Source organism: Zeimonas arvi (assembly GCF_008039575.1).
GTDB classification, from domain to species: domain Bacteria; phylum Pseudomonadota; class Gammaproteobacteria; order Burkholderiales; family Burkholderiaceae_E; genus Zeimonas; species Zeimonas arvi.
Genome location: NZ_VDUY01000006.1, coordinates 75,861 through 93,326 on the forward strand (window position 1 = coordinate 75,861; position 17,466 = coordinate 93,326).

The following is a 17,466-nucleotide window of genomic DNA, read 5'->3' on the forward strand; positions in this document are numbered from 1 at the left end:
GCTCACCCGATGCCGGCGTGCCCGTACGCGGCGCGCCGGCCGGGACACTCGCGATCCACCCACCTCCGGGGGTCTCCTTGGTTGAAATCCTGATACAAGGCGCCGTCTCCAGCGCCATCTACGCCATGCTCGCGGTCGGCTTCACGCTGATCTTCGGCGTGGCGCGCATCCTCAACCTGGCGCACGGCTCGTTCTACGCGCTGGGCGCGTACGGGGCGTACTTCTTCACCTCGATCGACTTGCCGCTGGTGCCCGCGGCGCTGCTCTCGATCGCCTTCGTCGCCGTGTTCGGCGTGCTGATGGAGCGCGTGTTCGTGCGGCCGATGCGCACGCAGTCGCTGCTGGCGGTGCTGATGATCACGCTGGCGGTCGCGCTGGCCGTCGAGCAGGCGCTGTTCCTGTCGTTCGGCTCCGAGTACCGCAATGTGCCGGCGCTGGTCTCGACCAAGTTCACGATCGCCGGCGTCGACGTGGCCGGCCAACGGCTGCTGACGCTGGGCGCGGGCGTCGTGCTGATCGGCGCGCTGTGGCTGTTCATCCAGCGCACGCGGCTCGGCTCGGCGATCCTCGCGATCTCGCAGGACCCGGAAGCCGCGCAGTACATGGGCATCCCCTCGGACCGGATCTTCGCGCTGGTCATGGCGCTGTCCGCGGGCCTCGCCGCGGCGGCCGGCATCCTTGCCGGCCCCTTCCTGACGGTGCAGCCCACGATGTGGCTTCTGCCGATCGTGAAGGCCTTCGCGATCGTGGTCGTGGGCGGGCTGGGCTCGATCCCGGGCAGCATCCTCGCCGCGCTGATGCTCGGCTACGCGGAAACGATCGTAGCCTACCTGATCTCCACGAGCTGGACCGAGATCATCTCGGTGCTCGCCACCCTGCTGATGCTGGTCTTCCGGCCTGCCGGCATCTTCGGCAAGCGCGCCGCTTTCTAGGAGACCGGAGATCATGTTCACACGCAAGATCGATCTCGGCGGCGCGCTGCTGTTCGTGGCGCTGATGGCTGCGCTGCCGCTGCTGTTCCGCAATGCCTATCTGACCGGGGTGCTGACCGTCGCGGTGATCTACGCGATCTGGGCGGTCAGCTGGGACTTCATGTCGGGGCTCACCGGGCGGGAGAACTTCGGCCACTCGCTGTTCATCGGCGCCGGGGCGTACACCGCGGGCTTCCTGAACACGGTGTGGGGCTTCGACGGCTGGTGGAGCATCCCGGCCGCGATGATCGTCTCCTCGCTGTTCGCCCTGATCATGGGCTTCCCGACCCTGCGCCTGAAGGGCCCGTACTTCGCGCTGGCCATGCTCTCGGCTGCGGTCATCATGCAGCGCCTGATGCTGATCTTCTGGGAGTACACGGGAGGCGAGGAAGGCATCAACGGCGTCGAGCCGCTGATCGAATCGCAGCTGGGCTTCTACTACTTCGCTCTGGCGGTGCTGGTGGGCGTCACCGCGGTGCTGATCGCGCTGGCGCGCTCGAACTGGGGGCTCATCCTGCGCGCGATCCGCGGCGACGAGGCGACCTGCCAGGCGGCCGGCCTGAACATCACCTACTACAAGATCGCCTCGCTGGTGATCAGCGGCGCGGTCGCCGGCGCCGGCGGCGCGATGTACGCGCACTACCAGTTGCAGGTCAGCCCGGCGCTGTTCGAGGTGGTGACCTCGATCACGGTGATCACCATGGTCTACGTGGGCGGCATGGCCTCGATCTACGGGCCGGTGGGCGGCGCGATCCTGCTGGTGCTTCTCACCGAGCTGCTGCGCGATTTCGGCGAGTGGCGGCTGATGATCTACAGCGTGGTGCTGATCCTGATCCTCTTCTTCCTGCCGCAGGGCTTCATCGCGCCGCTGTGGGAACGATTCAAGGCCCGCTTCGGGAGGTCGTCGACGTGAGCAACATCCTCGAGGTCGAACACCTGACCAAGCGCTTCGGCGGTCTCACCGCGGTCAGCGACGTGAGCTTCACCGTGCGCCCGGGCGAGATCGTCGGCATCCTGGGTCCCAACGGCGCAGGCAAGACCACGCTGTACAACCTGCTGACCGGCTTCATCCCGCCCGACGAGGGCCGGGTGAGCTTCATGGGACGCGAGATCCGCGGCCTGGCGCCGCACCGGATCGTGCGGCTGGGCATCTCGCGCACCTTCCAGCTGTGCCGCCCCTTCGTCGGCATGAGCGTGCTGGAGAACGTCAAGGTGGGCAGCCTGGCTCAGCCCTCGCCGCCGCAGGGTCGCGAGGCCCGGGCGCGTGAGCTGATCGCGCAGGTGGGCCTGGCCGGCAAGGAGGACATGGCGGTCGAGGTGATGTCCTACGGCGACCAGCGCCGGCTCGAGATCGCGCGGGCGCTGGCCACCGGACCGAAGCTCCTGCTGCTCGACGAGCCTTTCGCCGGGCTGGGCGCCGGCGAGATCGCCGACCTGTCCGCGCTGATCACGAGGATCCACGCCGAGACCGGGCTCACCGTGCTGCTGATCGAGCACAAGCTGCATGAGTTCATGAAGCTGGTCGAGCGGGTGATCGCACTGGACTTCGGCGAGATGATCGCCGACGACGTGCCCGATAGGATCGTGGCGCATCCGCGCGTCATCGAGGCATACATCGGCGGCAACGCGCCGGACACGGAGGCTGCATGAAGGCCCTGCTCGAAGTCGCCGGCCTGTCGGTCTGGTACGGCAAGGCGATCGCGCTCGAGAACGTGTCGCTCACCGTGGGCGAGGGCGAGATCGTCGCGGTGCTCGGACCCAACGGCGCCGGCAAGTCCACGCTTCTGAAGGCCGTGTCGCGGATGCAGCCCTCGCAGGGCACGCTCGCGCTGCGCGGGGTTTCGCTGCAGGGTTTCCCCGCGCACGAGGTGGTCGGCAAGGGCATCTGCCACTGTCCGGAGGGGCGGCGCCTCTTCCCCGAGCTGAGCGTGCTGAAGAACCTGATGCTCGGCGCCTACCTGAGGCGCGACCGCGCCGAGGTCGAGCGCGACCTGGAGTTCGTCTACGCGCTGTTCCCGATCCTGCGCGAGCGCGCCGGGCAGATCGTCAGCACGCTGTCGGGCGGCCAGCAACAGATGGTGGCGATCGGCCGCGCGCTGATGGGCAAGCCCTCGCTGCTCCTGCTCGACGAGCCCTCGGTGGGCATTGCGCACAAGCTGAAGATGGAGATCTTCGACGGCATCCGCAAGATCCGCGAGACCGGCACCGCGATCCTGATGGCCGAGCAGGACGCGCAGTCGGCGATGCGGATCGCGGACCGGGTCTACGTGCTCGAGCACGGGCACGTGGGGCGCGAGGGGACGAGCGCCGAGCTGTCGAAGGACGACTACATCCGCCAGGCCTATCTCGGCGTGGCCTGAGCGAGCGGGGCGCACGAAATTCCTTTCGGTGGCGCTCGGCTTGCACGATGCCTGGCTCCGGAGCAAGGCGCTCCCCGCTGGACATCGTGGCTTGCGACGCGGAGCCGCCGTTTGCTCAGGCCTCGGCCAACGTTGCCGCGCTCGCAACTGGCGCCATTGCGGCAGCGACGACGCGTTCGCCACCGCGGCGGACGCGATCAGGCAGGCGACGAGCGCAGGCCGTAGACCTTGCCTTCCTTGAACAGCCACTCGGCGCGCAGCACCGGCTCGCTCTGGTCGGCCAGGGTGTAGCCGACGATCTCGACCGTTTCGCCTTCCTTCAGCGGCGCCACGCTCCAGGCCTGCATGCGGGTGAGGGGGGCGAGTTCCACGGTCCAGGTCACATCGGTGCGGGGCACGAGTTGCGTGCGGGCCAGGAGGCCCTTCCCGTCGAACTGCGACACCTGGGCCGGCAGTTCGCGATCGGCCAGGCCGGCGGGCAGCGCCAGGCCGGGGGTGGGTTCGACGTCGACCTCGGCGTGCGGATTGCGCCAGCGCACCGCCTTGACCCGGCCCCTCAGGTAGAGCGGACGGTTGGGATCGAAGCTCGACCAGCCGTGGTGGGCCAGCGAGGTGCCGGGGACGGCGCCGGCCAGTGCCGCCGCGATCGTCGAGCCGATGAGGCTCAGGGCATTGCGTCGATGCACGCTTCTCTCCTTCAGGCTCGATGGTGGGCCGACCATCGCATCCAGACGTCTAGACGTAGGCGATCGCCCGGCCGCAGGCCAGCACGCCCAGCCACAGGGCCAGCGACAAGGCGCCGAGCAGCCGGCCCAGCGGATCGGGCCCCGTCTCGGGGGACTCCGCCCGGCCCAGCGAGCCGCGGGCATGGAACCAGACCGCGTTGCAGCCGGCGACGACCAGAAGCAGCATCTTCAGCCGGAAAGCGGGATTCGTCAGCAATTCCCCCGTCTGGCTCGCGAACATCAGCAGGCCGCTGGCCACGATCGCGACGAAGCCCGCGACCGCCAGCGGCAGCGCCAGCCGGGCAAGTGCGCGGATCGGCAAGGCCGCCCCGAGCCCGAACAGGCGCAGCTCGAACAGCACCAGGTTGCCCAGCATCACCGCGATACCCGCGATGTGGATCGCCTCCAGCGCCGGAAAGGCCCAGGGGTGCGTCTGCAGCGCGGCGAGCGGAGCGTTCACGGCGAGTCCTTACTAGCGGATGGCGGCGAGGCAGAGAGGGCGGGAGCGCCAGCGACCCGCCGTCCACGACCTCCAGGGCCGGGGCGGTTCCCGTCCGGATCCGGGCATTGTGCAAGCCGAGCGCCACCGAAAGAAATCTCGCGGGACCCGCTCGTAGGGGCGAAGCCCCTTACGAGGCGGGTGCGAGATTTCGAGGTGGGCGAGGGAAGCCCCGCGCAGCGGGGCCGCCGCACTGCTCGGATCCGGACGGGAACCGCCCCGGCCCGGGCGAAGGCAACGGGCCGCCTGGCCGCCCGCCCCGCCGAGACCTCAGGCCACGCCTGCCGCGTGCGCCTGCTGGTCCGCGTGATAGCTCGACCGCACCAGCGCTCCCACCGCCGCATGCGTGAACCCCATCTCGTACGCCTTCTCCTCGAACATCCGGAACACGTCGGGGTGCACGTAGCGGCGCACCGGGAGGTGCGCGGTCGACGGCGCCAGGTACTGCCCGATGGTCAGCATGTCGATCTCGTGAGCTCGCATGTCCTGCATGACCGCGAGGATCTCGTCGTCGGTCTCGCCCAGGCCGACCATCAGGCCGGACTTGGTCGGCACGCCGGGCACGCGCCGCTTGAATTCCTGCAGCAGCTTCAGCGAGTGCGCGTAGTCCGAGCCGGGCCGCGCCTCCCTGTACAGGCGCGGCACGGTTTCGAGGTTGTGGTTCATCACGTCGGGCGGCGCGGCCTCCAGGATGGCCAGCGCGCGGTCCATGCGGCCGCGGAAGTCGGGCACCAGCACCTCGATCTTCGTGGCCGGCGAGAGCTCGCGCACCTTGCGGATGCAGTCGACGAAGTGCTGGGCGCCGCCGTCACGCAGGTCGTCGCGGTCGACGCTGGTGACGACCACGTAGGACAGGCGCAGCGCGGCGATCGTCTTCGCGAGGTTCTCGGGCTCGCTCGCGTCGAGCGGATCCGGGCGGCCGTGGCCCACGTCGCAGAACGGGCAGCGCCGGGTGCACTTGTCGCCCATGATCATGAAGGTGGCGGTGCCCTTGCCGAAGCACTCGCCGATGTTCGGACACGAGGCTTCCTCGCAGACCGTGTGCAGCTTGTGCTCGCGCAGGATCTGCTTGATCTCGTTGAAGCGGGTGGAGCTGGAGCCCGCCTTCACGCGGATCCAGTCGGGCTTCTTGAGGATTTCCCCGGCCGGAACGACCTTGATCGGGATGCGGGAGGTCTTGGCCGCGGATTTCTGCTTGGCCGTCGGGTCGTAGCCCGGGGCGGCGTTGTCGGGCGAGGGGGGCAGGGGCGCGTTCATGCTTTGCCTTCGATCAGGTCGGCGAGCTTCTCGCCGAGCAGGGTGGCCACGGTTTCCATGGCGAGGGTGGCGGGGCCGAGCTGGCTGCGCAGGTCGGTCACCGCCAGGCCCGGATAGCCGCAGGGGTCGATCCGGGAGAAGGGCTCGAGATCCATGGCCACGTTGAGCGCCACGCCGTGGTAGGTGCAGCCGCGCGAGACCTTGATTCCGATCGATGCGATTTTAGCCCCCGCCCCGCGGTCGGGCGCGGATAGGTACACACCCGGCGCGCCTTCTCGCCTGACCGCGGTCAAGCCGAGGTCCGCGAGCACCTCGATGACCGCCTGCTCGATCAGGCGCACGAACTCGCGCACCATCAGGCCGTGGCGGCGCAGGTCGACCAGCGTGTAGGCGAGCGCCTGGCCGGGCCCGTGGTAGGTGACCTGGCCGCCGCGCTCGGTCTGCACCACCGGGATGTCGCCGGTGGCCAGCAGGTGCTCGGGGCGGGTGGCCAGGCCCAGCGTGAAGACCGGCGGATGCTCGACCAGCCAGATCTCGTCGGGCGTGCCGGCATCGCGGCCGGCGGTGAACGCGCGCATGCGCGCAAGCGCGTCGTGGTAGGCGAGCCGCGTCAGCGGCCTCACGAGCGGTCTGCTCAAATCACCATGCGCACCAGCGGGTGCGCGCCGAGCGCCCGGTACAGCTCCTCGAGCTGGGTCCGCGACTCGAGCCGCGCCGTGACGGTGAGGCTCAGCCAGTTGCCCTGCGCCGAGGCGCGCAACTCCATGCCGGCCGGGTCGAAGCCGGGCACGTGCTCGCAGACCAGCTCGGCGATCTGCTGGGCGAACTCGTCGACCCGCCGCCCCATGACCTTGATCGGGAAGTCGACCGGGAATTCGAGCAGCTGCTCGATCCGGTCGAAGGCGGCCTTCATCTCGGCATCGGTGGGCATGGGCGTCAGGCCGTCCTGGCCTGCTGATAGGCCTCGTGCAGCCGGTTCCAGATCGGGCCCGGTTTTCCGCTACCCACGGGCTTTCCGTCGAGTTCGGTGATAGCGAGCACTTCCTTCGTTGCCGAGGTGAGCAGCAGCTCGTCGGCCGCCAGCACCTCGGCGTGGACGATCCTGCGCAGCTCCATCGGCAGGCCGGCGCGCTCGCAGAGCTCGGCCATCAGGCCGTAGCGGATGCCCTCGAGCACCAGGTTGTCCCGGGGCGGACCGAACACGGTGCCCTTGCGCACGACCCAGATGTTGCTTGCCGAGCCCTCGGTCAGGAAGCCGTCGCGGAACATGACGCACTCGGCCGCCCCTGCCTCGACCGCCTTCTGGCGCGCCATCACGTTGCCGAGCAGCGAGGTCGACTTGATGTCGCAGTGCAGCCAGCGCTCGTCGGGCAGGCTGATCGCCGACACCCCCGAGGCCAGCAGGGCCGGGGCCACCGGCGGGAACTCGCTGGTCATCGCGAACACGGTCGGCGCGACGCCTTTCGGGAAGGCGTGGTCGCGCCGGGCCACGCCCCGGGTGACCTGCATGTAGACGAACTGGTCGGGCCAGGGGTGGCGGGCGACCAGCATGTCGACCAGGGTGGTCCAGCCGGCGGTGTCCAGCGGGTTGGCGATGCCGACCTTGGCGAGACTGCGCTCGAGCCGCGCCAGGTGCTGGGCCCAGCGGAACGGGCGTCCGCCATAGACCGGCACGACCTCGTAGACGCCGTCGCCGAAGATGAAGCCCCGGTCGAGCACCGGGACCCGGGCTTCCTCGATGGGGAGGAAGTCGCCGTTCAGGTAGACGATCTGCTTCGCGCTCATTTCGACCTTGCGAACATCATCAGGACACTGTCCCAGGCGCGGCCGAACCAGCCGGCCTGATCGACCCCCTTCAGCGCCACCAGCGGCCGCTCGGCGATCACCTTGCCGTCGAGCCTCACGCGCAGCGTGCCGATCCGCTCGCCGGCGCTGATCGGCGCCACCAGCGGTTGCACCCGCTCGACTTCGCCGACCACCTTGTCGGCCTGGCCGCGCGGCACGGTGACCACCAGGTCGGCGTCCACGCCGCCCGCGACCGATTCGTCGGCGCCCTTCCAGACCTGGTAGTCGCCGGTCGGCTGGCCCTTGGCCTGCACGCGCACCGCGTCGAAGTTCTGGAAGCCCCAGTTCAGCAGTTTCTGCGACTCGATCGCGCGCACCGACTCGGAGCTGGCGCCCAGGACGACCGACAGCAGCCGGCGCTGGAAGCTGGCGCCCGGCTGTTCGCGCTTGGCGGTGGCGATCAGGCAGTAGCCGGCCGCCTCGGTGTGCCCTGTCTTCAGACCGTCGACGCTGGGGTCGACGAACAGCAGGCGGTTTCGGTTCGACTGCCGGATGTTGTTGTAGACGTACTCCTTCTTGGAGTACATCGGGTAGTACTCGGGATGCGCGGTCACCACCTGGGTGGCCAGCAGCGCGAGGTCGCGCGCGGTCGTGTAGTGCTGCGGATCGGGCAGGCCGGTGGCGTTGCGGAACTGGGTGTTCTTCATGCCCAGCCGCTGCGCTTCGCGGTTCATCAGCTCCGCGAAGGCCTGTTCGGTGCCGGCCACCGCCTCGGCGAGGATGATCGACGCGTCGTTGCCCGACTGCACGATCAGCCCGTTGAGCAGCTCCTCGACCGTGGCCGGCTTGGCCGGGTCCACGAACATCCGCGAGCCGATCGCCTTCCAGGCCGCGGTCGACACCGGCGGACGGGCATCGAGGGTGAGCCGCTTTTCCTCGAGCGCGTTGAAGGCCAGGTGCGCGGTCATCAGCTTGGTGAGCGAGGCCGGCTCGATCTTGATGTCGGGTTCGTGCGCGGCGATCACCTGGCCGCTGGTCACGTCGAGCAGCAGCCAGGACCTGGCCGCGATCGTGGGAACCGGCACTTGCTGGGCGACGGCCGCCGGGGTGGCCGCCATCGCGACGAGCGCGACGGTGGCGAGCAGCGCGGCGCGCAGCGCGCGTCCGGTGCGGGCGCGGGCCGCGGCGATCGTTCGCATGGCGCGCCCGGTGGCGAGCGAGGGGCGGGACGGGTGGGGGGTGGGGGAGGTCGGTCTGGGGACAAGCTGCATCGAACAAAGCCTCTGGGGGTTCGGGTCATGCGTGGCGCGCCTCTCGGGGCGGGCCGGGACGCAGGCGACTGGCCGCCGGCCGAGGAGGCTGTCGGGCGGCCCGAGGAGTGAGTCCCGATTATAGGACGCCCCGTCCCCCGACCGCCCCCGGCGCCGGGCTCAGCGAGCGCTGCGGATCTGGTCGAAGACCGGACGCACCGCGGCCACGATGCGCCGGGCCGCGGCCTCGCCGCTGCGGTAGAAGACGACGTCGACGCCCTCGCGCAGCACGCGGCGCAGGACCTCGAGGTTCACGCTGTCGGCGACCCGGGCGTCCCAGACGTGGCCGGCCGCGCCGAGCTCGGCCTCGAACAGGCGCTGCAGCCTGCGCTTGGCGGCCTGCAGCGCCGTCTGCTCGGCGAGCAGCCTGGCCATCCGGCCGACCTCGTCGGGCAGATCGGCGATCCCGATCGCCTCGATCAGGCCGTGCGACAGCAGTTCGCCTGCGAGTGCGTCGAGCTCGCCGGCGCGCACGAAGTTCGACAGCAGGGCGACCGCGCGGCGACCGTCGATCAGCACCAGCAGCCGGCGCGCGCTCGCGCTCAGCGGCAGCTGCCGGGCGCCGACCTCGGCCTCGCCGGCGGGGGTGCGCGCGTAGACCAGCCGCTGCGCTTCAGTCGGCGGGGGCGGCTTCGGATCCATGGCCCAGGGCGCCGACGACCAGCCGCTTGATCAGCGGCAGCCGACGGTGGAAGAAGTGATCGGCGCCGGGAATCACGACGACCGGCAGGTCCTGCGGGCGCGCCCAGTCGAAGACCGACTGCAGTGGCACCGTGTCGTCGAGCTCGCCGTGGATGACCAGCGTGTCGGGCGGCACCGGCTCGACCGCGAAGCGCGAGGCCGCGGTGCCCACCAGCACCAGCCTGCGGGCGGGGGCGCCCTGCTCGCGAAGCCGGCTCGCCACCCGGGTCTGCACGAAGCTGCCGAAGGAGAAGCCGGCCAGCACCAGCGCCGCGGCGGCCTGCGGATCGGCGGACTCGTGCGACCGGGCGGCCGCGACCACCGCCAGCAGGTCCTCGGTCTCGGCGCGGCCTTCGTCGTAGGTCCCCTCGGACTCGCCCACGCCGCGGAAATTCGGCCGCCAGCAGGCGTGGCCGGTGGCGAGCAGCGCGCGGGCGAGCGTCTGCACGACCTTGTTGTCGCGGGTGCCCCCGAAGAGCGGATGCGGATGCGCGATCACCGCCACGCCGGTGGCGCGCCCCGCGGGCAGGTCGATCGCCACGTCGATGCGACCGGAGGGGCCAGGGATCGTGAGCAGCCGCGTGCCCGCGGTCATCCTGAGCATGGGCGCGCCCGGCCGCTCAGGGAAGGCGGAGTCGGTCGACCGGCTTGCCGCCGACGAGGTGCGAGTCGATGATCTCGTCGATGTCGGACTCGTCGACGTAGGTGTACCAGATGCCCTCGGGGTACACGACGATCACCGGGCCTTCCTCGCAGCGGTCGAGGCAGCCGGCGCGGTTGATCCGCACCTTGCCCTGGCCGGCCAGGCCCAGGGACTTGATCCGGCTCTTGGCGTAGGCCTGCAGGCGCTCGGCGTCGTGGCGGGCGCAACAGGTGCGCCCCTCTTCGCGGCGGTTGAGGCAGAAGAAGACGTGGTGGGCGTAGTAGCTGCTCATGGTCTGTCGATTATAGGTCGGGGCCCGCGCGGCCGCAGCCGCGCCAGGCACCAGACGATCGCGGCGAAGGGCCAGATGAGGGCCAGCGCGCGCAGCAAGCCGTTCAGGTTCGCGAGCTCGCCCTGGTGCCAGGCCGCCAGCGTGGCCTGGAAATAGACGTTCGGCGGGGCCAGGTTGTGCAGCGTGGTCGCAAGCGCCAGCGCTGCCGCCGCCGCGAGCCCGCGCACCCGGGCAGGCCACCAGGCCGCGAGCGCCAGGGCCAGCGCGCCGGCGATCAGGCCGCCCTGGGTGCCTGCGTTGAGCCAGGCAAGCGCGTGCCGTGCGCCGAGCAGGGTGGCGCTCGCTGCCGACTTGGCCGCGGCAGCGAGCAGGATCGGCAGGGCGACCGCCCAGCCGGATGCCGGCCGCAGCGTGTCGCGGGCGAGCAGGCCCACCCCGAACACGGTGGCGGCGACCGCGATCGCCTCGAGCAGCGGGCCGTGCGACGGCGCCAGGGCGACTTCGGCCAGCCGGCGGGCGGCGCCCGGGGCGACCGTTTCGAGCACGCTGCCGAGCTCGCCGCTGGCGAACGCGATCGACTGCGGCTTCCACTGGACGACCAGCCAGAGCAGCAAGAGCAGCGCGCCCGGGCCCGCCGCCGGCGCCAGGGGCAGGTGGCGCGCCGCAGCGCCGGCGAGCCGCTGCAACGGCGTCGGGCCCATCACGGCGGCGAGCACCGCGCCGGCGCCGCCCCCCGCGGTGTTGGCGACCAGGTCTGAGACCGTCGCGATTCGCGCGGGCAGCAGCGCCTGCAGGGTCTCCAGCCCCAGCGACAGCAGGGCGGCCAAAGCGCTGGCTGCCAGCGCCGCGCCGATGCCCGGCCGGCCCCGCGCGAAGCGCAGCGCGGCGAGGAATCCGAGCGGGACGTAGCCGGCGACGTTCAGGCCGAGGTCGAGCCAGGTCCAGTAGCGTGGCCAGCCTTCGAACAGGAAGGCCCAGGGGGTGACGGTGGGCGCGCGCCAGCCGGTCCAGGGATAGAGGGTGGCGTAGACGATCGCCGCGACCCAGGCCACCAGCCAGGCAGTGAGGTGTGGGCCGGCGGAGGCTGACGGGACGGCGGTTCGGGTCATCGATCGGGCAGGATATGATTCAACGGACATGCCTGCAATCGATATCGACAGCATCCGCGCGGCAATGGAGGGCGTCGGCGCCACGGGCGTCCAGGTGGAGGCGGTTGCCGAAACCGGGTCGACCAACCGCGTGCTGATGGACGCCCCGTTCGGCGCCGGTCCCGCCTCCCCGCGTCTGCTGGCCGCCGCCAGGCAGAGCGCGGGCCGAGGTCGGCAGGGGCGCGGCTGGGTCATGGAGCCGGGGCGTTCGGCCGCCTTCTCGCTCGCGCTCGAGCGCCTGGCCCATGGCGGCAGGCCGGCCGTCGGGCTGTCGATCGCCGCCGGCGTGGCGGTCGCGGCCGCGCTGGCGGCGCTGCTCGAGGAGACCACGAGCGACCGGGGCCTCGATCGCGGCATCGGCCTCAAGTGGCCCAACGACCTGCAACGCGCGGGTCGCAAGATCGGCGGCATCCTGCTCGAGAGTCGACGCGCGCCCGTCGGCGGCGCGCAGCTCGAGCGCTACGTCGTCGGCATCGGCCTGAACCTGCTCGCGCCGCGCGACGAAGACGGCGCGATCGGTCAGCCGGCCGGCGGGCTCTTCGACGGCGAGTCCTTGCCCGTCTCCGTCGAGCGCGTGATCGGACGGGTGGCCGCCAGGGTGCTCGACGCCGCCGCGCTGTTCTTTCGCGAAGGGCTGGCGCCCTTCGCCGACGACTGGCATCGCTTCGACGCGCTGCGCGGACGGCAGGTGGCCGCGCTCGTCGACGGCCGCGCCGGGGCCACCGGCATCGCGCGGGGCATCGACGCGGACGGCGCCCTGCTGCTGGACACCGCGGCTGGCCTGAAGTCGGTGCGCGCCGGCGAGGTGTCGGTGCGCGCGGTGGCCGATCGGCAAGCGCTGGCCGGGTCCCCGACGCCGGCTCGATAGGTCCCGACGATGCGCTGGGTGCTCGGGCTCCTGCTGGTCGCGAACCTGGCGATGTTCGGCTGGTGGCAAGGCTGGTTCGGCGGCCGGAACCCGGCGCCGCCTGCCGAGGCCAACCCGGCGCTGCTGAGGGTCGTGCCCATCGATCGTCTCGGCGGACCCTTCTCGGGGAGCTTGCCGCCGGCCTCGTCGACCTCGGTGCCCGCGTCGACGCCGACATCGCCGGCCCAGTCGCCGACATCGCCGGCGCAGTCGCCAACTTCGCCGCTGCAGTCGCGGGCCGTCGCAGTCGAGCCCTCCTGCCGCGAGTTCGCGATCGCCGGCGACGAGCGCGCGCGGGCGCTGCGCAATGCGCTGGTCGACTCGGGCGCGCGGGTCGAGATGCAGCGGGGCGAGGCGCCGAGCAGCTTCCTGGTCCACCTGCCGCCCGCGGCTTCGCTCGCCGACGCCCAGCGGCAGGTGGCCGCGTTGCGGCAGGCCGGCATCGACGACGTGTTCCTGATGCAGGAAGGGCCGCTGCGCCTCGGTGTTTCGGTGGGCGTGTTCAGCCGCGAGGAGGGCGCGCGGGCCGTGTCCGCGCGCGTGTCGGCGCTGGGCTACGAAGTGCGCATCGCGCCGCGCCCGCTCGGGGCGGGAGGATGGCGATTGACCGCACGCTGGAGCGATGCGGCCACCGCGGCGCGCGGCGCATCGGCCGCGGCGCCCTTCGCCGCGGAATCGCGCGCCTGCGATCGTCAGGATCGGCCGGCGCAGTAGTGCGTTGGCCGGGCCGCCGGCGCAGCGTCGTGCAGGCGCCGGATGAGCGGAATCCGTGTCAGACTCGGCCTTCGGGGCGCCGCGCAAGGGGAATGGTCGTGTCCTCGAGCTCCGGCCGCCGCGCATCGACGCAGATGGATCGTGGCGGCCGACGCGTGACCGGCCTCAGGGGCGCTCCAGGCTTCGTCTTATCCGCACGGCCGGATTCAGGGAGGTTGGTCATGACGGACCACGTCTACAAGCATATCGAGCTTACCGGCTCGTCGAGGTCGGGCAGCGACGACGCGATCCGCAACGCGCTTGCCAAGGCACACGAAACGGTGCGCGGCATCCAGTGGTTCCGCGTCGTCGAGACGCGCGGTCACGTCGTCGAGGGCAAGGTCGCGCACTGGCAAGTGACGATCGACGTCGGTTTCACGCTGGAGTAGGGCGCGCGGCCAGGCGCGCGTCAATCGACGAACATCGTCGCCGGGCACTCGAGGTAGCCGCGCAAGGCCTGCACGAATTCGGCCGCGTGCATGCCGTCGACCACCCGATGGTCGAACGACGACGACAGGTTCATCATCTTGCGCGCCACTACCGCGCCGCCGCGGATCACCGGCCGCTCGACGATGCGGTTGACGCCGACGATCGCCACCTCGGGCCGGTTGATGACCGGCGTCGACGCGATGCCGCCCAGCGCGCCCAGGCTGGTGACCGTGATCGTCGATCCCGACAGTTCCTCGCGAAGCGCCTTGCCGCCGCGCGCCGACTGCGAGAGCCGCGCGATTTCCGCCGCCGTCGCCCACAGGTCGAGCGCCTCGGCGTGGCGCAGCACCGGCACGACCAGGCCGGCATCGGTCTGCGTCGCGATGCCGACGTGCACTGCGCCGTGGCGGGTGACCACGCCGGCATCGTCGTCGTAGCGCGCGTTGATCTGCGGGAACTCGCGAACCGCCAGCACGACCGCGCGCAGCACGAAGGGCAGCAAGGTCAGCCGGCCGCGCCCGGCGCCGTGCCTGGCGTTGAGCTGCCCGCGCAGCGCCTCCAGCTCGGTGACGTCGACCTCCTCGACGTAGCTGAAGTGGGGGATCCGCCGCTTGGCCTCCTGCATCGCTTCGGCGATCCGGCGGCGCAGGCCGATGACCGGGATCGCCTGTTCGTCGTTGCGCTCGGCGTAGCTCGCGTCGGCGCGCGCCGACGCCTGCGCGGGAGCCGGCGCGGTCACCGATGCAGCGCCGCTCGCGGCCACGGCCGGCTGCGGCCGTCCCACCGGCGCTGCGACCGGACGCTTCGACGCCGAGCGCGCGGCGAACACCTCGACGTCCTCGTGACGGATGCGCCCGCCCGGTCCGCTGCCGTGCACCTGCCACAGATCGACCCCGTGCTCGCGCGCTTGCCGGCGCACCGATGGCGAGGCGAGCGGCTTCTCGCCGCGGTGGCGCACCGGCGGTTGCGCGACCGCCGTCACCGGCGGCTCCGCGATCGCCATGATCGGCGGCTCCGCGATCGCCGCCACCGGCGGTTCCTCCGCGGCGGCGATGGCCTGCCCCTCGTCCGCCTCGATTCCGACGAGCTCGGCGCCGACCGCGAGCATCTGTCCGACCTCTCCGGAAAGCTTCGTCACCGTGCCCGCCGCCGGCGACGGAATCTCCACGCTCGCCTTGTCGGTCATCACCACCGCCAGCGACTGGTCTTCGGCGACCGTGTCGCCGACCGCGACCAGCCACTCGACCAATTCGACCTCGGCAATGCCCTCGCCGATGTCCGGCACCTTGATCGTGTGCAGGCCCATCTCAGGCCTCCATCGCGCGCCGCATCGCCGCGCCCACCCGCCCCGGTCCCGGGAAGTACGCCCATTCCTGCGCGTGCGGATACGGTGTGTCCCAGCCGGTTACCCGCTCGATCGGCGCCTCGAGGTGGAAGAAGCAGTGCTCCTGCACCAGCGCCGTCAGCTCGGCGCCGAAGCCGCTGGTGCGCGTCGCCTCGTGCACGACCACGCAGCGGCCGGTCTTCTTCACCGACTCCACGATCGTGTCGAGGTCGAGCGGCCACAGGCTGCGCAGGTCGACGATCTCGGCGTCGATGCCGGTCTCGGCGGCGGCCGCTTCGGCGACGTAGACCATCGTGCCGTAGGCAAGCACGGTCAGATCGCTGCCGATCCGCTGCACTGCAGCCGATTCGAGCGGCACCGTGTAGTAGCCCTCGGGCACTTCGCCACGCGGGTGCTTCGACCACGGCACGAGCGGCCGGTCGTGATGGCCGTCGAACGGGCCGTTGTACAGCCGCTTGGGCTCGAGGAAGATCACCGGGTCCTCGCACTCGATCGCCGAGATCAGCAGGCCCTTGGCGTCGTACGGGTTCGACGGCATTACGGTGCGCAGCCCGCAGACGTGCGTGAACAGCACTTCGGGGCTCTGGCTGTGGGTCTGCCCCCCGTAGATGCCGCCGCCGCAGGGCATGCGGATCGTGATCGGCGCGGTGAAGTCGCCGGCCGAGCGGTGCCGCAGGCGCGCGGCCTCCGAGACGATCTGGTCGTATGCAGGATAGAAGTAGTCGGCGAACTGGATCTCGACCACCGGCCGCAGGCCGTAGGCCGCCATGCCGATCGCGCTGCCGACGATGCCGCCCTCGGAGATCGGCGCATCGAACACGCGCGTGCGGCCGTGTTTCGCCTGCAGACCCTCGGTGACACGGAACACGCCGCCGAAGTAGCCGACGTCCTCGCCGAAGACGATCACGCGGCTGTCGCGCTCGAGCATCAGGTCCATCGCCGAGCGCAGCGCCTGGATCATGGTCATCCGCGTCCGGGCGCCTGCGACCGGAGCGGCCGCCTCCGGTGTCGTCATGCTCCGCTCCTCAGCTGTTCGCGCTGCCGGCGCAGGTGCGCCGGCATCTGCGCATAGACATCCTCGAAGATCGTGTCGGCCGAAGGCACGCGGCCGTCGAGCAGCGTGCCGTGGCGCTCGGCCGCTTTCTGCGCCGCGATCACTTCGGCCTCGATGTCGCTGCGCAGTTGCTCGCCCTGCTGCGCCGACCATTCGCCGATCGCCTCGAGGTGGCGCTCGAGGCGTGCGACCGGGTCGCCCAGCGGAAAGCGCTGCCAGTCGTCGGCGGGGCGGTACTTCGACGGGTCGTCGGAAGTCGAGTGCGCGCCGGCCCGATAGGTGACCCACTCGATCAGCGTGGGGCCGAGATTGTGGCGCGCGCGCTCGGCGGCCCATTGCGACGCGGCGAACACCGCGAGGAAGTCGTTGCCGTCGACCCGAAGCGACGCGATGCCCGCGCCCACCCCGCGCGACGCGAAGGTGGCGCGCTCGCCGCCGGCGATCGCCTGGAAGGTGGAGATCGCCCACTGGTTGTTGACCACGTTCAGGATCACCGGCGCGCGATAGACGTGGGCGAAAGTGAGCGCGTTGTGGAAGTCGGGCTCGGCGGTCGAGCCGTCGCCGATCCAGCCCGATGCGATCTTCGTGTCGCCCTTGATCGCCGACGCCATCGCCCAGCCCACCGCCTGGATGAACTGCGTGGCGAGGTTGCCCGAGATCGAGAAGAAGCCGCTCTGCTTGCGCGAGTACATCACCGGCAGCTGGCGGCCCTTCAGTGGATCGGCCTCGTTCGACAGCAGCTGGCAGATCAGCTCGACCAGCGGCACGCCGCGGGCGATCAGCAGGCCCTGCTGACGGTAGCTGGGAAAGCACATGTCGCCTTCGCGCAGCGCCATCGAGTGTGCGACCGCGATCGCCTCCTCGCCCAGGCATTGCATGTAGAACGACAGCTTCTTCTGGCGCTGCGCGATCAGCATCCGCGCATCGAAGATCCGCGTGGCGAGCATCGCCCGCAGCCCGGCGCGCAGCTTCCCGGGGTCCAGTTGCGGCGCCCACGGCCCCACCGCGCGGCCCTCGTCGTCGAGCACGCGCACCAGCGAGGCGGCAAGATCGGCAGTGTCGGCCGCCCGAACCTGGATCGGCGGCTGCGGCGCGGCGCCCGCGGGCGCCAGGTGCAGGTAGCTGAAATCGGTGGGGCGCCCCGGTCGCCCGGAGGGCTCGGGAACGTGCAGGCGCAACGGCCTGGGGTCGTGCTGGGGCATCGGCGTCGCTCCGCTTCCGATCGTGTCGGAGGCCAGTTCGATACGCACCGACCGGCCGCCAGCGGATAGCCGGCGCCGTCCGGACAAGGCCGCGAGCGCGGCATA

General features: G+C 71.2%; 21 protein-coding genes. 7 read left to right on the plus strand and 14 right to left on the minus strand.

The window, feature by feature from the left end:
* The first annotated feature begins 77 nt into the window (after nt 1–77).
* The 4 genes from FHP08_RS14660 to FHP08_RS14675 are packed head-to-tail and all read left to right on the plus strand — an operon-like array spanning nt 78 to nt 3,331.
* On the plus strand, nt 78–932 hold the full coding sequence (locus FHP08_RS14660; protein WP_147705242.1) for a branched-chain amino acid ABC transporter permease: 855 nt from the start codon (nt 78–80) through the stop codon (nt 930–932).
* Nucleotides 933–945: 13 nt separating this feature from the next.
* Nucleotides 946–1,884: a branched-chain amino acid ABC transporter permease gene (locus tag FHP08_RS14665; protein ID WP_147705243.1), complete on the plus strand. Its 939-nt coding sequence runs from the start codon at nt 946–948 to the stop codon at nt 1,882–1,884.
* On the plus strand, nt 1,881–2,621 hold the full coding sequence (locus FHP08_RS14670; RefSeq protein ID WP_147705244.1) for an ABC transporter ATP-binding protein: 741 nt from the start codon (nt 1,881–1,883) through the stop codon (nt 2,619–2,621). The genes FHP08_RS14665 and FHP08_RS14670 overlap by 4 nt, the downstream gene beginning before the upstream one ends.
* On the plus strand, nt 2,618–3,331 hold the full coding sequence (locus tag FHP08_RS14675; protein ID WP_147705245.1) for an ABC transporter ATP-binding protein: 714 nt from the start codon (nt 2,618–2,620) through the stop codon (nt 3,329–3,331). The genes FHP08_RS14670 and FHP08_RS14675 overlap by 4 nt, the downstream gene beginning before the upstream one ends.
* 197 nt (nt 3,332–3,528) lie before the next feature.
* Here the strand turns inward: FHP08_RS14675 and FHP08_RS14680 are convergent, their stop codons facing one another.
* From FHP08_RS14680 to FHP08_RS14730, 11 genes are all read right to left on the minus strand, one after another.
* The gene (locus tag FHP08_RS14680) at nt 3,529–4,017 is read right to left on the minus strand and encodes a DUF6152 family protein (protein WP_225879153.1); all 489 of its coding nucleotides are present in this window, start codon (nt 4,015–4,017) and stop codon (nt 3,529–3,531) included.
* Between the two features lie 49 nt (nt 4,018–4,066).
* Entirely contained in the window at nt 4,067–4,516 is a 450-nt protein-coding gene (locus FHP08_RS14685; protein WP_147705246.1) for a DUF6644 family protein, read from the minus strand.
* 309 nt (nt 4,517–4,825) lie between these two features.
* Nucleotides 4,826–5,812 (minus strand): lipoyl synthase, encoded by a 987-nt coding sequence (gene lipA, locus FHP08_RS14690; protein WP_147705247.1) that lies wholly within the window; start codon nt 5,810–5,812, stop codon nt 4,826–4,828.
* Nucleotides 5,809–6,390: a lipoyl(octanoyl) transferase LipB gene (gene lipB, locus FHP08_RS14695; RefSeq protein WP_407704040.1), complete on the minus strand. Its 582-nt coding sequence runs from the start codon at nt 6,388–6,390 to the stop codon at nt 5,809–5,811. The genes lipA and lipB overlap by 4 nt, the downstream gene beginning before the upstream one ends.
* A gap of 56 nt (nt 6,391–6,446) precedes the next feature.
* Nucleotides 6,447–6,743, minus strand: coding sequence for a YbeD family protein (locus tag FHP08_RS14700; RefSeq protein WP_147705249.1), 297 nt, complete (start codon nt 6,741–6,743; stop codon nt 6,447–6,449).
* A gap of 5 nt (nt 6,744–6,748) precedes the next feature.
* Nucleotides 6,749–7,597, minus strand: a complete 849-nt coding sequence (locus FHP08_RS14705) for a D-amino acid aminotransferase (RefSeq protein WP_147705250.1) — start codon at nt 7,595–7,597, stop codon at nt 6,749–6,751.
* Entirely contained in the window at nt 7,594–8,796 is a 1,203-nt protein-coding gene (locus FHP08_RS14710; RefSeq protein ID WP_147705251.1) for a D-alanyl-D-alanine carboxypeptidase family protein, read from the minus strand. Before FHP08_RS14710 ends, FHP08_RS14705 begins: the two co-directional genes overlap by 4 nt.
* A 231-nt stretch (nt 8,797–9,027) precedes the next feature.
* Nucleotides 9,028–9,549, minus strand: a complete 522-nt coding sequence (locus FHP08_RS14715) for a hypothetical protein (protein ID WP_147705252.1) — start codon at nt 9,547–9,549, stop codon at nt 9,028–9,030.
* The gene (locus tag FHP08_RS14720) at nt 9,521–10,183 is read right to left on the minus strand and encodes an alpha/beta hydrolase (RefSeq protein ID WP_147705404.1); all 663 of its coding nucleotides are present in this window, start codon (nt 10,181–10,183) and stop codon (nt 9,521–9,523) included. The genes FHP08_RS14715 and FHP08_RS14720 overlap by 29 nt, the downstream gene beginning before the upstream one ends.
* Nucleotides 10,184–10,208: 25 nt before the next feature.
* A complete protein-coding gene (locus FHP08_RS14725; protein WP_147705253.1) occupies nt 10,209–10,523 on the minus strand; it encodes a (2Fe-2S) ferredoxin domain-containing protein in 315 nt (104 codons plus the stop codon).
* A complete protein-coding gene (locus tag FHP08_RS14730; RefSeq protein ID WP_187272317.1) occupies nt 10,520–11,632 on the minus strand; it encodes a VanZ family protein in 1,113 nt (370 codons plus the stop codon). Before FHP08_RS14730 ends, FHP08_RS14725 begins: the two co-directional genes overlap by 4 nt.
* Before the next feature lie 28 nt (nt 11,633–11,660).
* Between FHP08_RS14730 and FHP08_RS14735 the strand changes: the two genes are divergently transcribed.
* The 3 genes from FHP08_RS14735 (at nt 11,661) to FHP08_RS14745 (ending at nt 13,720) form a co-directional block, all read left to right on the plus strand.
* On the plus strand, nt 11,661–12,539 hold the full coding sequence (locus FHP08_RS14735) for a biotin--[acetyl-CoA-carboxylase] ligase (protein ID WP_147705255.1): 879 nt from the start codon (nt 11,661–11,663) through the stop codon (nt 12,537–12,539).
* Between the two features lie 9 nt (nt 12,540–12,548).
* Nucleotides 12,549–13,292 (plus strand): SPOR domain-containing protein, encoded by a 744-nt coding sequence (locus tag FHP08_RS14740; protein WP_147705256.1) that lies wholly within the window; start codon nt 12,549–12,551, stop codon nt 13,290–13,292.
* A 221-nt stretch (nt 13,293–13,513) separates the two neighbouring features.
* Nucleotides 13,514–13,720 (plus strand): dodecin, encoded by a 207-nt coding sequence (locus FHP08_RS14745; RefSeq protein WP_147705257.1) that lies wholly within the window; start codon nt 13,514–13,516, stop codon nt 13,718–13,720.
* Between the two features lie 20 nt (nt 13,721–13,740).
* Here FHP08_RS14745 and FHP08_RS14750 read toward each other — a convergent pair whose 3' ends face one another.
* From FHP08_RS14750 to FHP08_RS14760, 3 genes are read right to left on the minus strand one after another with little or no spacing between them, the layout of a single operon-like run.
* A complete protein-coding gene (locus FHP08_RS14750; protein WP_147705258.1) occupies nt 13,741–15,066 on the minus strand; it encodes a dihydrolipoamide acetyltransferase family protein in 1,326 nt (441 codons plus the stop codon).
* A gap of 1 nt (nt 15,067) precedes the next feature.
* A complete protein-coding gene (locus FHP08_RS14755; RefSeq protein WP_407704038.1) occupies nt 15,068–16,120 on the minus strand; it encodes an alpha-ketoacid dehydrogenase subunit beta in 1,053 nt (350 codons plus the stop codon).
* Complete coding sequence (locus tag FHP08_RS14760; protein ID WP_147705259.1) at nt 16,117–17,361, minus strand: thiamine pyrophosphate-dependent enzyme; 1,245 nt, start codon at nt 17,359–17,361, stop codon at nt 16,117–16,119. Before FHP08_RS14760 ends, FHP08_RS14755 begins: the two co-directional genes overlap by 4 nt.
* Nucleotides 17,362–17,466 lie beyond the last annotated feature (105 nt).